We start from the raw sequence: 15740 nt of genomic DNA, 5'->3' as shown, positions 1-15740 counted from the left end.
AACAAAATATTACATTATGAAATACCATCAAATAGACCGCGATTTGTTCGTTAAAAACAGAGCTAAATTTACGGCTCAAATGAAACCAAATAGCGTTGCAGTTTTTAATTCAAACGACATATATCCTGTAAGTGCTGATAGTACATTGCCTTTTGCACAACATAGAGATATTTTATATTTATCTGGTGTGGATCAAGAAGAAAGTGTTTTATTGCTTTTTCCTGATGCTCCCTACGAACATTTGAGAGAAATTTTATTCTTAAAAGAAACCAACGAGCATATTGCAATTTGGGAAGGTGAAAAACTGACTAAAGAACGAGCTTTTGAAGTTTCAGGAATTAAAACGGTGATTTGGTTACAAGATTTCCACAAAACGTTGAAAGAAGTTATGGCGTATGCTGAAACAATCTACATCAACACCAACGAACATTACAGAGCTGTTATTGAAACAGAAACTCGTGAAGCGCGTTTTGTGAAATGGTGGAAAGAAAATTATCCAGCGCACAAAGTAGAAAAATCAAATCCTATTTTACAGAGATTGCGTTCGGTAAAAGAAAGTGAAGAATTGGATTTAATCCAAAAAGCATGTGACATTACAGAAAAAGGATTCAGAAGAGTTTTAAATTTCGTAAAACCAAACGTAATGGAATATGAAATTGAAGCCGAATTTGCACATGAATTTTTAAGAAATCGTTCGAGAGGTTTTGCTTACACGCCAATTATCGCTTCTGGAAATAACGCAAATGTGTTACATTATATTGAAAACAATCAACAATGTAAAGCTGGTGATTTGATTTTATTAGACGTTGGTGCAGAATACGCCAATTATTCAAGTGATATGACACGTATGGTTCCAGTTTCGGGTCGTTTTACAGATAGACAAAAAGCAGTTTATCAAGCAGTTTTAAATGTGAAAAACGAAGCTACAAAAATGTTGGTTCCAGGCACATTATGGAAACAATATCATGTAGAAGTGGGCAAAATCATGACTTCTGAATTACTTGGTTTAGGGTTAATCGATAAAGCCGATGTGCAAAACGAAAATCCAGATTGGCCAGCGTATAAAAAATATTTTATGCACGGAACGTCACACCACATGGGATTAGACACACACGATTACGGATTATTACACGAACCAATGCAAGCCAACATGGTGTTCACAGTTGAGCCTGGAATTTATATCCCAGAAGAAGGTTTTGGTATTCGTTTAGAAGACGATATGGTAATTCAATCAACAGGAGCTGCATTTAATTTAATGCATAATATTCCAATTGAAATTGAGGAAATTGAATCGATAATGAATGCTTAATTGAGAACATAGAGATTAGAATATAGACGGTTTACGAAAGTGAGCCGTTTTTTTTGGAACACAGATTGGAGAAATTTTTAAAATTTATATAATTTCTTAAATCTGTGTTCCTGTTTTTTTAATAAAGTTTAAAATTAATTCGAGAAATCGTAGCTAAAAACATATTTTTGCCATCATGAAAACCACGCACTTCAAAAACACCAAAATTGCTTACACCGACCAAGGAAAAGGAAAGGCTGTGGTGCTATTGCATGGTTTTTTGGAAAATCAATCGATGTGGAAGGCTTTTATTCCTGAATTGGCAAAGAAACACCGCGTGATTACTATCGATTTATTAGGCCATGGTGCTACCGAATGTTTGGGTTATGTCCACACGATGGAAGACCAAGCCGATATGGTACATCATGTATTGCACGAATTAAAAATCAGAAAAACGGTTTTGATTGGACATTCGATGGGCGGTTATGTGGCGTTGGCTTTCGCCGAATTGTATGCCGATAACGTCAAAGGAATTGTGTTGCAAAACTCCACTTCAAGAGCCGATAGTGACGAACGAAAAGCAAATCGTGATAGAGCTATTGTGGCCGTGAAACAAAATTATTCAGCTTTTATCCGAATGAGTATTGCTAACTTGTTCAGCGAAAACAATCGTGACCTTTTAGCAGACATTATTGAAGAAGTGAAATTAGAAGCATTAAAAACCCCGCTTCAAGGCATTGTTGCAGCGTTAGAAGGCATGAAAATTAGAAAAGACCGTGAAGTCATTTTACATTTAGCTCCATTTCCCATTCAACTTATTTTAGGTAAAAAAGACCCAGTTCTAAATTACGATGAGAATTTAGAACAAATCGAAGGTACACAAGTACAACTTACCACTTTTGAAGACGGCCACATGAGTCATTTTGAAAATCAAGCCGAATTGTTGACGGTTTTGAGTGGTTTTTTGAAAAAGGTTTAACCACTAAAGTCACAAAGAAGGCACAATGAACACAAAGTAAATTGATTTCACAGTTTATAAGGATTTTAAATCTGTGGAAATCCTTTAATCTGTGGCAACTAAATTTTTTCTTTAAACGGAATTTCTGGATTGAAAATTTCTACAATCAACGTTTCTAATTCTGCTTTAAAATCTTCTAAAATTTGATTTGAAATAGCTAATTCGGTGTCTTTTCCTTTTCCTAATCCGAAAGGTAAAAAGCCATTTTTCATATTTTTAAACGAAATAATTCCCGCTGAAACTTCTCGGTTTTGTTTCAATTCGTGATTTTCAAACATCAAGGCATAACACAACAACTGAATAATTTTTTCATTTTTTATATCAGTAGTTAAATCAGTAAAATCATTAATTTTTAAACTATTACCCAATACTTTTCCTGTTTTATAATCGATGATTCGGATGGCACCGTTTCGTTCTTCGATTCGGTCGACTTTACCTGCAATTTTTATTGGAAATGGCAACGATTTCACTTCAATTTCACATGATAAACTCGCTTCCAACAATACTACTTTTATGGCTTGACCTTCTTCGATATCTTTCTTTTCTAATTGTAAAAAATTGAAGACATTTCGTTTCGCTACTTCAAAAGCTAACAGATTTTTTCCTTTTGTGATTTCGCCTTCTTTGTAAATTTCTTTAAAATGTTTTAGAATTACCTCGTCAATTTTAGTTTCCATCGTTTCAATATGATGCAAAGCTAAATACTGATTCAAATAAGGCGTATACAACTCCTCCAAAGCATTATGAATAATAGTTCCCAACGTATTTACTGCAATGTTTTCTTCCACTTCATCGGCTTCATTAATACGTAAAATGCGTTGCATATAAAACTGTAACGGATTACGAATATAATTCGTTAAAGACGATGGCGAAAATCCTTTATCGGTTGCGATTTCATGCAAACGTGTTAGAATTTTATCCGTTTTTGGAATGGTTATAGGTTCGTAAGCTTTCTCGGGTAAAACAGCGTTGTAAATAGTGCTTGTAATGTTGTGTTTTGGTTGTTTTTCGATTTCTAATTGGGTTATGAAACGACTTTTTTCGCCGGCATCAATTCCTTCGTTATCGGTATTGTAAAGCAGCCAAACGTTTTTCGCTCGCAACAACAAATGATAAAAGTGATAGCAATAAATCGCATCTTTTTCTTTGTACGTTGGTAAGCCTAATTCTTTCTTTACATCATATGGAATGAATGAATTTTGCGATTTTCCAGCTGGAAATTTACCTTCGTTTACCGAAGTGATAATCACATTTTCAAAATCCAACACACGGCTTTCTAAAACACCCATTACTTGAAGACCTGACAAAGGCTCGCCTTCGAAAGAAACTTTCGCTAAATCGATAATTTGCTTGTAAATCGCCTGAAGTGATGGCAAACTTTCGATTTGATTATAGGTTTCGTGGTAATTAGTTAATTTATTTATCGTTTTAAACACTGAATACACAAAAGCTTTCGTCACTTTTTCTTCGGCATCGTCATTGCTTAAATAGGATTTTATGGTGAGTAAAATCGAATGTAAGTTTGTTAAAATATCAGAAATCGAATCATCCCAACGAGTAAACAACAATTGAAATAATTTACTTTCTGAATTCGGGTATTTTTCTTCGTATAAACTAAACAATTTTTGGTTGGAAAAGAACGTGAAATTGTTGTTGTTAATCACATTTACCACTTCATCAACTTTACAATAGGGTTCCACCAAAGGATGATTTAGAATATCTAAAACTTCTTTGTAGTAAAATGTGTAGGTTTTTTCATTACGTTGTTTGGCATTGGTATGCAACTTAAACAACTTGCTTATTAAAAGTTGTGCAGGATTATTTTTACTTGGATAACCCATTGTAATATTCAACGCATCTACCGATTCGGGCAAACCATATAAAACTGGGAGCAACAAGTTTTCATCACCTAAAACAACCGCAGTTTTTTCTAAATTTGGGTTTTCAGATTGAATTTTTTCAATAATGGTTCCCGCAATTTTGGCTTGACCAATGCTTTTAGGAGTGCCTATAATTTCAATATTTTTTTCTTCACTAAAGTGATTGACAACCCATTCGAAATCTTGATTAACAAATGGTTTCCATTCTTTTTTAAACTTTCTAATAAACAAACCAGCATCATGATAAGAGTCGTTGAGAAAAATCTCATCGATATCCCAATAAATTTTGGCTTTGTTTTCGTTTGCTAAATGCTTGAATATTTTTTCTTCAGCTTGATTTAGCGCATTGAAACCTGCAAAATAGATTTGATTGGTAATAGTTGCCGTAAACGGAATTAAGTTCTTTACTGCTTCTCTGTACAATAATCCTTGATAACCGATTCCTTTTTTAAACAAATGATTATAAAAAGATTCGTAGTATAAAGGTAATTTAGCCCAAAATTCTAGATGTGTATCTATTAATTTGGTAGTATTTGATGGTTCTAAATTCCATCTTTTCAAAGCTTCAATATCTTTTAAATAAGAAAAAACATGATTTGGATCTAATAAATATCTATCTATTTCATTAAAATCTTGAATTGCGGTTTTTGCCCAAGTAGCAAATTCTTCGAAGGTTTGTTGTTTGGCTTTTTCGGTAACGGAAAGATAGGCTTCGTAGAATTCGAATAATAATTCAATTGAGTCAATCGTACGCAAACCTGAAATTTCTTGAATGAAATCTTCAATACTAATGATAGTGGGTGCAAACGAGGTTGTTTCTAATTGATTTTTTAAACTTTCTAAAAGAAACACTTTGGCTCTTTTATTTGGCAAAACAATAAGACAATTGGCTAATTCAATAGCTGAATTTGACAAAATAGTTTGGCTTAGTTTATCTAAAAAAGTAGTCTGTTTCATTTTATAAAAATAAAAAAACGCCCCGACAAATCGGGGCGTTTCTTAATATATTTTTGAAAGAAATTATTTCACTAATTTCACTTCAACTCTTCTGTTATTCGCTTTACCTTTAGCAGTTTTGTTTGAATCTACTGGCATAGACTCACCAAAACCTTTAGAAGATAATCTTGAAGCATCAATACCATTTTCAATTAAGAAACTTTTAACTGCTGCTGCTCTTTCTTCAGATAATTTTTGATTTAAAGCATCTGAACCTGAATTATCAGTATGGCCTTCTAAAGAGAATTTAGCTGTTGGGTACTCTTTTAAAATAGCTGTCATAGCTTGTAAAACTGGGATTGTTTGTTTTTGGAAAGAAGCTTTACCAGAGTTAAACAAGATAGTTTTACCGTAATCATTTAATTTTTTCATTGTATCGTCAGATACTTCTGGACAACCGTTGTTAGCAACAGTACCAGCTACAGTAGGACATTTGTCATCTTTATCAGCAACACCATCACCGTCAGTATCAGGCCATGGACAACCAGCGTTATCTTTAGCACCCGCTACAGTAGGGCATTTGTCATCTTTATCAGCAACACCGTCACCGTCAGCATCTGGACAACCATTCATCATTTTTGTTCCTTTATCTTCTGGACAAGCATCTTCTGAATTAATGATTCCATCACCATCTGTATCAGGACATCCATTTAATTCTTTAGTTCCTACTTCTTCTGGACAAGCATCTTCTGAATCTTGAATTCCGTCTTTATCTGTATCAGGACATCCTTTGAATTCTGGTAACCCAGCTACTTCTGGACATGCATCATCTTTGTCGTAAATTCCGTCACCATCTGTATCTTTACCTCCAAACTTGAAAGTTAAACCAGCAAAATGTTGCATGTGACTTGGTACATCAATATTACCAACTCTGTTGTCATCAAATGAATGTTTGTAAGTAGATTGTAATTGTAAACCAACTTGTTCAGAAAACCAAAAAGTTAATCCTAATCCACCATTTACTGTTCCTGCAGATGCATCTCCGAAGAAAGTATAACCTCCACCTAAATTAAGAGATGGGTCAAACCATTTAGTACCAATCATTTCCATAAAGCTGTACTTGATTGTTGCGTCAGCCGCATAATATGATAAATCCCCAGGATTTACAACTACATCAGTTGAACCTGTACCTGGCACTCTGTAAGCCATTTTGTCAATTTTGTTAACAGATCCTGTTAATCCAAAAGAAAAACCATCTCCAACATATCTAGAAAGGTTTAAATAAGACACTGAAGGAATAAAATTCCAGTTTTCTCTAGCGTTTCCTAGCTGAATCCACTTTGGACTATCGTTTCCAACAGAACTCACTTTTGTGTCTACTCCGTTAGCTCCAAAAGAGATTGCCCACGGATTGTTACTATCTTGTGCTTGAGATGTTATACCTGCAAACATTAAACCAGCAACTAATAATTTTTTTAAATGTTTCATACTTGATTTATTTAATTACAATGCGTTATAATTGCAACAAAAGTAATATTTTTTTTTAACTATAAAAAGTTTTGTTAAAAAAAATACTTAATTGTCTTATTTTACTTGATTATTCCTAATTTTTTAGCAACTTCTGTGAAAGCTTCTATAGCTTTATCCAAATGTGCTTGGGTATGTGCAGCCGATAACTGTACTCGAATACGTGCTTTATCCTTTGGCACAACTGGAAAGAAAAATCCTATAACATAAATTCCTTTTTTTAACAATTCTTCTGCCATTATTTGCGATAATTTTGCATCATATAGCATAACTGGGACAATTGCAGAGTCTCCGTCAATGAAATCAATACCCGATTTTCTTAATCCAGCTTTGAAATAATTAGTATTCCATTCTAATTTATCTCTTAAAGTCGTGTCTTTTTCTAATAGTTCAAAAACTTTTAATGAAGCCCCTACAATAGATGGAGCTAACGAATTTGAAAATAAATAAGGGCGTGAACGTTGGCGTAAGATTTCAATCACTTCTTTTTTGGCTGTTGTATAACCTCCCATTGCTCCACCTAAAGCTTTTCCTAATGTTCCTGTGATGATATCTACTTTTCCCATTACACCTTTAGCTTCCAATGTTCCTTTTCCTGTAGCGCCTATAAAACCAGCAGCGTGACACTCATCTACCATAACCATAGCATCATACTTATCTGCCAAGTCGCAAATTTTATCTAATGGCGCTACCAATCCGTCCATTGAGAAAACTCCGTCAGTTACGATTAATTTAAAACGATGACCTGCTTCAGTTGCTTTGATTAATTGTTGCTCTAAATCTTCCATGTTGTTATTTTCATAACGGTAACGCGCTGCTTTACACAAACGAACCCCATCAATAATAGAAGCATGATTTAAACTATCAGAAATAATACAATCTTCTTCACCTAATAAAGGTTCAAAAACTCCTCCGTTAGCATCAAAAGCTGCTGCGTATAAAATAGTATCTTCTGTTCCGTAGAAATTTGCGATTTTTTGTTCTAATTTTTTGTGAATATCTTGTGTTCCACAAATAAAGCGTACTGACGACATTCCGAATCCATGAGAATCTAAAGCGTCTTTTGCTGCTTGAACCACTTCTGGATGCGAGGAAAGTCCTAAATAATTATTTGCACAAAAATTTAAAACTGTTTCACCGGTCGAAATCGTAATTTCTGCTCCTTGAGGTGAAGTAATAATGCGTTCTTTTTTAAATAATCCGTTTTCTTGAATCGTATTTAATTCGTTTTGTAGGTGGTGTTGGATTTTTCCGTACATGTTATTTTTGTTTGTTGTTATTAGTTTATGGTTACAAAGTTACTATTTCTATACTTTCACCTATGTATATTAATACTTTTTTTGCAACCGTGTTCTTCATTTCTTGTAAAGCCAATTCATATTCTTCTAATTGCGCTTTGTGTTTATGGTGTTTTTCTCCTGTTTTATAATCTAACAAATAAGCCATATTATCTTTAATTACAACTCTATCTGGCTTGCTGTTTTTTGTGGCTTTTTTTATGATGTTTTGCTCGTTAAATACTTTTGTATCTGCATCAAAAAATGGAATCAATTGTTCATGATGCACAATTTTAGCTATCGTTTCTTTGAAAATTTTTTGCTGAGAAAACGTAATCAATCCCAATTCGGTTGCTTTTTGAATCGCCAAATTCACCTCATCTTTAGTATGAATAAATGCCATGATTTCGTGGAGGATATTCCCAAAATTAATCGCATCTTGCTGAATGGTCCCCCACATTAAAGCTTCACGTTGTGCAATTTTGATGTTTTTTGGATTTAATTTATGGGTTACAATACCTATTTGATTGTTTTTCCCTTTGTGTGCTTTGTTCGTTGAAATTCGAGTTGGACTTCCAAATTCGTATTCCAATTTTGCATCTTCATATTTCTCAGAATTCTGTAAGAATTCAACAAAATAGTACGACAAATTATTGGTAAATAAATCGCCTTTTTTAGTGGTAAGCTTATTAGAAATCACATACAATTGTTCTTCGGCACGCGTTAAAGCTACGTACAAAACGTTAATCGTATCTAAAACTTCTTCTTGGTTTTTAGTTTGAAAAATGGTTTTAGCTTCGTTTCCATAACTTTCGACTTCTTTTTTGTTATTGATTAATGCTTTTGGCAAATCAATATTCGAATCTTCTAACGGAATCCAAAGTTTATCTTTAATTTTTCTCGAAAAATCTTCTTCGGCAAACGGGAAAATGACCACAGGAAACTCCAATCCTTTTGATTTATGAATCGTCATGATGCGAACTGCGTTTGTTCCTTCTGGAGATGGAATGCTTTTTTGATAGCCAATTTTGTCCCAATACTCCAAGAAATCAGCAATACTCGATTGCACTTTTACATCTTTCTCTAAAACTAAATCCAAGAAATACTGCAAATAAGAAGTATTCACTTTATCATTTAAAAACGTCGCTATTAAAATTTCGACAGCTTCATACAAGGATTTTTTCTTGCAATTTTTGAACGAAATTTCAATTCCGATAGTTTTCAAAAAGGATTCTAATTCTTCCGCATTTTTATCTTTTGCAGCTACAATAAAATCATGAATTGCTACTTCCGATTGCAAATATTTAGCAATAAAATACAAGAAATACACTTTCGATTCGTCGTCTTTTGGATTTTTCAAATAACGAAGCAACGCAATCAATAACTTCACTTCGGTCGCATTTTGAATCAATAACGTTTCCGAAGATAAAATCGGAATGCTGTTTTCGGTTAAGAAATTCGCTAATTTAATTCCGGGTGCTTTCGTTCGCGTAAGCAAGACGATATCTTTGTATTCAAATCCGTTAGCGATACATTTTTCAATCGTTCTTAAGGTTTGATTCAAATAAAATTTATCTTTTATTGTAATAGAATCGTTGTCCGAATCAAAACCCTCCACTTCCGTTTCATCTTCTGGTACTTCGATGAACGATAAATTCACATAACCTCCGTTTTTGGAATTGATTTCTTGATGCGAAAGGTTTTCGTATAAATTTTTATAATCCTCGTTCTGAAATTTATCAGCTAATTGCTTGAAAAAAGCATTATTAAACTGAATAACTTCAGAATAACTGCGATAATTCGTTCCTAAACGAAGCGTTTCTTTGTCTTTATTTGAAAACGGATTGTGTTTTTTATCATCTTTCGCTAAATCTATAAATTGTTCGGCTTTTCCACCACGCCATCGATATATGGCTTGCTTTGGGTCACCCACCAACATCAAAGTTCCTTTCTGACCAAAATCGTCTTGACCTGATAAAGCGTTATCAATTAACGGAATTAAATTTTGCCATTGCATCACCGAAGTATCCTGAAATTCATCGATGAAATAATGACGGTATTTTTCACCCAAACGCTCATAAATAAAAGGCGCTGGTTGGTTTTGAATTTCGTTATGAATGATTTTATTGAAATCGGAAATCGAAACTAAATTTTGTTCTTCCTGAATTTGTTTGAATTCCTGATAAATTGTGTTTAGTAACGAAAGCGGATTTAGGTTTTGCAGAAAAGCTTCATACATTGAAATTTTTCCTGTTTTTTCATTGATTACAACAACCGAAGCTAAAATTTCGGAAGCCATTTCATCAATAAAATCTTTATCGGATTGCGGAACCGTCTTTGAATAAGGCGATTTTGTTCCGTCTAAATAATTAATTATCGTTTCGTTTATAGCGATTTTATCCGCTGCAACTTTTTCTAAATGATTGGGGACATAACTGGAATAAAACGATTTTCGAGAAACACCATTCGAATCCATTTCATCTAAAACATTTTGAGCAATTGCCTTACATTCCGATTTTAATTCTTTGATTTCTTCTTGTAATTTCTTTTTAATTACCCCAAAATCATCCAAACTCTTGTCGGACATTTCTTTGATTTCTTCCGAATTGTTTTCGTTCGTAATCAATTGGGCTATCTTTAATAATTCGGCAGAAATATCCCAATTTTTATCGTCGTCGGTTTTTTCTTTTGAAAATTCTATTAATAATTTAGTCAAATTTACATCGTCTCCTGCTTTGGATATTACGAAATCAATCGCTTCTTGTAATAAAGAATCGGTTTCCAACGAGACTTCAAAATTTGGAGGTAAATTCAAATCTTGAGCAAAGGTTCGTATGACTTTATGCGTAAATTTATCAATTGTAGAAATATCAAACGCCGCATAATTATGAATTATATTTTTGATAATGGCTTTCGATTTTTCTTTTAAAGTAGCGATACTCAATTTGGTTTCCGAAGCAACATCTTTTAACAATTCCATCGCTTTATCAGAAGTAGAATCAATAGAAAACTCGTACAAACTCGAAACAATTCTACTTTTCATTTCTTCTACCGCTTTGTTGGTAAAAGTTATAGCCAAAATTTTTCGATAGGCATCATCATTCGTAGCCAAGAAAAGAATTTTTAAATATTCTTTAGTTAGCGTATAAGTTTTTCCTGAGCCGGCCGAAGCGTCGTATATCGTAAAAGCGGTTGTTTTCATATATGTAAATGCCGTTTTTTAGTTGTCAAATATGCAATCACCTATTTATTCATAGGTTTTTGCTTCGCAAACTTTTTTAAAAGTGATTTCAAATGTTATATTTATCTTAATAATAGCGGTATAGAAACTATCTATTTTTGATTCCGAAGTTTAATTTGTAAATTTGGTGAAAATATTACTAATCTAAAAATAAAATATTATGGCTTTTGAATTACCACAATTACCTTATGCATACGATGCATTAGAACCACATATTGATGCTAGAACAATGGAAATTCACCATTCTAAGCACCATAATGCTTACGTTACGAATCTAAACGCAGCAATCGCTGGAACAGATTTAGAAGGAAAATCTATCGAAGATTTGATGAAAAATATAGACATGAACAATATGGCAGTTCGTAACAATGGTGGTGGACATTATAATCACACTATGTTCTGGGAAATCATGTCGCCAAATGGTGGTGGTTTACCAACAGGTGAATTAGCTACTGCTATTGACGTTGCATTTGGTTCATTTGACGCTTTTAAAGCAGAATTTTCAAAAGCGGGTGCTACACGTTTTGGTTCAGGATGGGCTTGGTTATGTGTGAAAGACGGAAAATTAGAAGTTTGTTCTACTCCAAACCAAGACAACCCAATAATGCCAGGTGTTGCTTGTGGCGGACAACCAATTTTAGGAATGGATGTATGGGAACATGCTTACTATTTACATTATCAAAACAGACGTCCTGATTATATGGAAGCATTTTTTAATGTAATTAACTGGACAGAAGTAGCAAAACGCTTTGCTGCAGCAAAATAATTAAAAAACAGTTTAATAAAAAAGCCGAAGAGTATGGCGACTCTTCGGCTTTTTCTATTTTCCCAAATTTATTAAAATTAAAAAGGCAAACTAATTAACCTTTTTTAACTTAAATACACCATAAAATTAAACCTACTAAATTTTTGGTAATGCTAATGTATAACGACCTATCAAAAAATTGCAAAAAAATTGATGAAGTACATAAAAATTCGATGAAAGTCGTTATTTGTGTTGTTTTAACTAAAAATCAATAAATTTAAAACAAAAAAAGGGTGAAATTTCTTTCACCCTTTTTGCCCCAAATCTACCATAAAACTTAACCTACTAATTTTTTGGTAATACTAAAGTATTATAAAAAAAATTTACATTATAAAATAATTGTTGAAGTACATAAAAACCCGATGAAAGTCGTTTTGAGATGACTTTTAGTAAAAATTTGAAATAAAAAAAGGCGAAATTTCTTTCACCCTTTTTGCCCCAAATTTACCATAAAACTTAACCTACTAATTTTTTGGTAACACTAAAGTAAAGCTACATTATTTAAAACCACAATAAAATTGTTGAACAACCCAAATTATCGATAAAATGCACTTTTTCAGAACAATACAGTTTATTTTATGCAATTTTTAAAAAGGTTTTAATATGTTTTATTAAAACTTAACCTACTAATATTTACATATAGAATTTTGTAATTCTTTAAAAAATTGCCATATGGAATAAAAACCGATGAAATACTTATTTTTAATAAGCACGAGCATCTTTCCCTTCGTAAAAATTCATAAAAGCACGGTTTACAACTCGATTTCCACCATTTGTTGGATAATCTCCTGTAAAATACCAATCGCCTAAATTCTTCGGACAAGCAATGTGTAAATCAGCTACCGTTTGATAGATAATTTTTACTTCAGCCTTAGTATTGTCTGGTGTTAGCATTTCAGCGATTTTATCTGAAATCTCTTGATCCGTGAATGGTGCATAAATTTCTTTTACAAAATTCACTACATCAGCATCGATAAAATCTTCTTGTGCCTTTGATTTTTGATATACTTCCTCTACTATATGGTATAAATTGCGTTCTTTTAGCAACTCTAAAGCTGCTCTAAAAGCTACTAATCCTTCTAGTTTTGCCATGTCAATCCCGTAACAATCTGGATAACGAATTTGCGGTGCTGATGAAACCACTACAATTTTCTTAGGATTTAAACGATCCATCATTTTAATGATACTTTGTTTCAAAGTGGTTCCTCTTACAATACTATCGTCAATAATTACTAAATTATCTGTAGGTTTTACCACACCATAAGTCACATCATAAACGTGTGCTACCAAATCATCTCTACTGCTGTCTTCAGTAATAAAAGTTCTTAATTTGGCATCTTTTATCGCGATTTTCTCCGTTCTAATTTTAACCGAAAGCAATTCTTTCAACATATCTTCCGTCAACGTATCCTTTTGTTCAATAATTGCTTTTGCTTTTCGGTGATTTAAGAAGTCTTGAGCAGCTTCTGACATACCATAAAAAGAAGTTTCTGCCGTATTTGGAATAAAAGAGAAAACCGTGTTATCGATATCGTTATCGATGGCTTTTAAAACACTTGGAAAGATTAATTTTCCTAATTCTTTACGCTCTGTATAGATTTCGGCATCACTTCCACGAGAAAAATAAATTCGCTCAAACGAACATGCTTTTTTGATTAAAGGTGTTCTTACTTCCTGAACGGTAACATTTCCGTTTTTCTTGATAATAATAGCACTTCCCGGATCTAATTCTTGTACTTTTTCGAAAGGCACATTGAACACTGTTTGAATCACTGGACGTTCTGAAGCTACTACTACAATTTCATCATCTTCATAGAAATACGCAGGACGAATTCCAGCAGGATCACGCAATACAAACGAATCACCATGACCAAAAAGCCCAGCCATTGCATAACCTCCGTCAAAATTACGAGAAGCACGTTCTAAAATGCGTTGTACATTTAAACGTTCTCCGATAATTGGAGAAGCTTCTTGTTTGGAATATCCTTCTACTTTACATTGTTTGTATAATTCGGTAACCTCATCATCTAAAAAATGTCCGATTTTCTCCATTACAGTAACAGTATCGGCCATTTGTTTTGGATGTTGTCCTAAATCAATTAAGTTTTGGAATAACTCTTTTACATTAGTCATATTGAAATTTCCCGCCACAATTAAATTACGGTGCATCCAATTGTTTTGACGTAAAAACGGGTGAACACTTTCGATGCTGTTTTTACCGAAAGTTCCATAACGAACGTGACCTAAAAACACTTCTCCAATGTAAGGAATATTTTGTTTTTGAAGTGACACATTGTTTTGATATTCTGGATGTTCTTCTAAATCGCGACTAATTCTGTCGTTAATTTGAGCAAAGATATCCTTAATAGGTTGCGGGTCGTTTGAACGAATACGACTGATGTATCTTTCTCCTGGATTTACATCTAATTTAATACTTGCTAATCCAGCTCCATCTTGACCTCGGTTGTGTTGCTTTTCCATTAGTAAATACATTTTTTGTACTCCATAAAAAGCGGTTCCGTATTTTTGTTTATAGAATTCTAACGGTTTTTTTAATCTTAGTAATGCAATTCCACATTCGTGTTGTATAGCGTCACTCATAAGTTGTTGTGTTGTTGTAGGTTGTTGTAATTCTTATTTATTTTCAAACAAAAAATGCCCCGAAATTTCGAGGCACGTTTTTATTCTTCTAATTCTACTTCAAATTGCGTTAAAGCTTTGAATTGTTTCAAACGCGCATTAACTTCTTTTTTATCAAGGCCAACCAATCTTTCTGTTCCAAATTTTTCTACACAGAATGAAGCTAAGTTTGAACCATGAATGATTCCGTTTTTCATGTTGTTAAACGAAATGTTTTCAGATTGCGCAATATATCCTGCGAAACCTCCTGCGAATGTATCACCAGCACCTGTTGGATCAAATACTTCTTCTAATGGTAATGCTGGAGCAAAGAATACGTCTTTGTTGTGGAACAATAATGCACCGTGTTCTCCTTTTTTGATTACCACATATTTTGGTCCCATTGTATGGATTTTAGCTGCTGCTTTTACCAAAGAATATTCGCCTGATAACTGACGTGCTTCTTCATCGTTGATTGTGATTACATCAACACGTTTAATCACGTCTAATAATTCTGGCAAGGCACAATCCATCCAAAAGTTCATGGTATCTAAAACAATTAATTTTGGTTGTTCAGTCATTTGGTTTAAAACGCCTGATTGTACGATTGGGTGTAAGTTTCCTAATAAAACCACCTCCGAATTTTTATACGCTTGAGGCACCACTGGGTTAAAATCGGCCAACACATTTAATTCGGTCACTAAAGTGTCGCGCGAATTTAAATCGTTGTGGTATTTTCCACTCCAGAAGAAGGTTTTTCCGCCTTTTACAATTTCGATCCCTTCTATATTTACTCCTTTATTTTCTAATAAATCTAAATATTCTTTTGGAAAATCTTCTCCTACTACAGAAACTATGGCTGCATCAACATTGAAAAATGAAGATGATAAACCTATGTAAGTTGCTGCTCCGCCTAAAATTTTATTTGTTTTTCCGAAAGGTGTTTCAATAGCATCAAAAGCTACTGTCCCTACTATTAATAGTTTGTTCATTAAATTGAATTTGAAATAAGGCGCAAAGATAAGTTTTTGTTTAGAAGTTTAAAAGTTTATGTTCCGAAACTTCGGGATAAAAGTTTAAAAGGTTTTGAACGTTAGAGTTTTGTATACATTTATGATTAAAAACCTTATTCATAAAATAATTTTATGA

The 15740-nt window shown here is 33.3% G+C and carries 9 protein-coding genes; 3 read left to right on the top strand and 6 right to left on the bottom strand.

Annotation, left to right across the window (positions count from 1 at the left end):
* The first annotated feature begins 16 nt into the window (after window positions 1-16).
* Both RSE15_RS09200 and RSE15_RS09195 read left to right on the top strand, forming a co-directional pair.
* Complete coding sequence (locus tag RSE15_RS09200; protein ID WP_324067867.1) at window positions 17-1309, top strand: aminopeptidase P family protein; 1293 nt, start codon at window positions 17-19, stop codon at window positions 1307-1309.
* A gap of 175 nt (window positions 1310-1484) precedes the next feature.
* The gene (locus RSE15_RS09195) at window positions 1485-2267 is read left to right on the top strand and encodes an alpha/beta fold hydrolase (RefSeq protein ID WP_324067865.1); all 783 of its coding nucleotides are present in this window, start codon (window positions 1485-1487) and stop codon (window positions 2265-2267) included.
* Window positions 2268-2365: 98 nt separating this feature from the next.
* On the opposite strand, the gene RSE15_RS09190 is transcribed toward RSE15_RS09195, so the two are convergent.
* The 4 genes from RSE15_RS09190 to RSE15_RS09175 all read right to left on the bottom strand — a co-directional run bounded on the left by RSE15_RS09190 (window position 2366) and on the right by RSE15_RS09175 (window position 11128).
* Window positions 2366-5143 (bottom strand): PD-(D/E)XK nuclease family protein, encoded by a 2778-nt coding sequence (locus tag RSE15_RS09190; RefSeq protein ID WP_324067863.1) that lies wholly within the window; start codon window positions 5141-5143, stop codon window positions 2366-2368.
* Between the two features lie 63 nt (window positions 5144-5206).
* The gene (locus tag RSE15_RS09185; RefSeq protein ID WP_324067861.1) at window positions 5207-6610 is read right to left on the bottom strand and encodes an OmpA family protein; all 1404 of its coding nucleotides are present in this window, start codon (window positions 6608-6610) and stop codon (window positions 5207-5209) included.
* 101 nt (window positions 6611-6711) lie between these two features.
* The gene (gene kbl / locus RSE15_RS09180) at window positions 6712-7908 is read right to left on the bottom strand and encodes a glycine C-acetyltransferase (protein ID WP_324067859.1); all 1197 of its coding nucleotides are present in this window, start codon (window positions 7906-7908) and stop codon (window positions 6712-6714) included.
* A gap of 31 nt (window positions 7909-7939) precedes the next feature.
* A complete protein-coding gene (locus tag RSE15_RS09175; RefSeq protein ID WP_324067857.1) occupies window positions 7940-11128 on the bottom strand; it encodes a UvrD-helicase domain-containing protein in 3189 nt (1062 codons plus the stop codon).
* 199 nt (window positions 11129-11327) lie between these two features.
* Here RSE15_RS09175 and RSE15_RS09170 point away from each other — a divergent pair, with 199 nt between their 5' ends.
* On the top strand, window positions 11328-11933 hold the full coding sequence (locus RSE15_RS09170; protein WP_324067855.1) for a superoxide dismutase: 606 nt from the start codon (window positions 11328-11330) through the stop codon (window positions 11931-11933).
* A gap of 741 nt (window positions 11934-12674) precedes the next feature.
* On the opposite strand, the gene RSE15_RS09165 is transcribed toward RSE15_RS09170, so the two are convergent.
* Together RSE15_RS09165 and RSE15_RS09160 are read right to left on the bottom strand one after the other, a co-directional pair.
* Entirely contained in the window at window positions 12675-14573 is a 1899-nt protein-coding gene (locus RSE15_RS09165) for an amidophosphoribosyltransferase (RefSeq protein WP_324067853.1), read from the bottom strand.
* A gap of 80 nt (window positions 14574-14653) precedes the next feature.
* Window positions 14654-15583, bottom strand: a complete 930-nt coding sequence (locus tag RSE15_RS09160; protein WP_324067850.1) for a PfkB family carbohydrate kinase — start codon at window positions 15581-15583, stop codon at window positions 14654-14656.
* Window positions 15584-15740: the final 157 nt, after the last annotated feature.

Source organism: Flavobacterium sp. (assembly GCF_035195345.1).
Classification (GTDB): domain Bacteria; phylum Bacteroidota; class Bacteroidia; order Flavobacteriales; family Flavobacteriaceae; genus Flavobacterium.
Note: the sequence above shows the minus strand (reverse complement) of the source record. Positions and strands in the feature narration are given on the sequence as shown.

Bases quoted from the DNA above. Each gene is read 5' to 3' on its own strand.
- RSE15_RS09200 (WP_324067867.1), top strand. From the start codon at position 17: ATGAAATACCATCAAATAGACCGCGATTTGTTCGTTAAAAACAGAGCT.
- RSE15_RS09195 (WP_324067865.1), top strand. From the start codon at position 1,485: ATGAAAACCACGCACTTCAAAAACACCAAAATTGCTTACACCGACCAA.
- RSE15_RS09190 (WP_324067863.1), bottom strand. From the start codon at position 5,143: ATGAAACAGACTACTTTTTTAGATAAACTAAGCCAAACTATTTTGTCA.
- RSE15_RS09185 (WP_324067861.1), bottom strand. From the start codon at position 6,610: ATGAAACATTTAAAAAAATTATTAGTTGCTGGTTTAATGTTTGCAGGT.
- kbl (WP_324067859.1), bottom strand. From the start codon at position 7,908: ATGTACGGAAAAATCCAACACCACCTACAAAACGAATTAAATACGATT.
- RSE15_RS09175 (WP_324067857.1), bottom strand. From the start codon at position 11,128: ATGAAAACAACCGCTTTTACGATATACGACGCTTCGGCCGGCTCAGGA.
- RSE15_RS09170 (WP_324067855.1), top strand. From the start codon at position 11,328: ATGGCTTTTGAATTACCACAATTACCTTATGCATACGATGCATTAGAA.
- RSE15_RS09165 (WP_324067853.1), bottom strand. From the start codon at position 14,573: ATGAGTGACGCTATACAACACGAATGTGGAATTGCATTACTAAGATTA.
- RSE15_RS09160 (WP_324067850.1), bottom strand. From the start codon at position 15,583: ATGAACAAACTATTAATAGTAGGGACAGTAGCTTTTGATGCTATTGAA.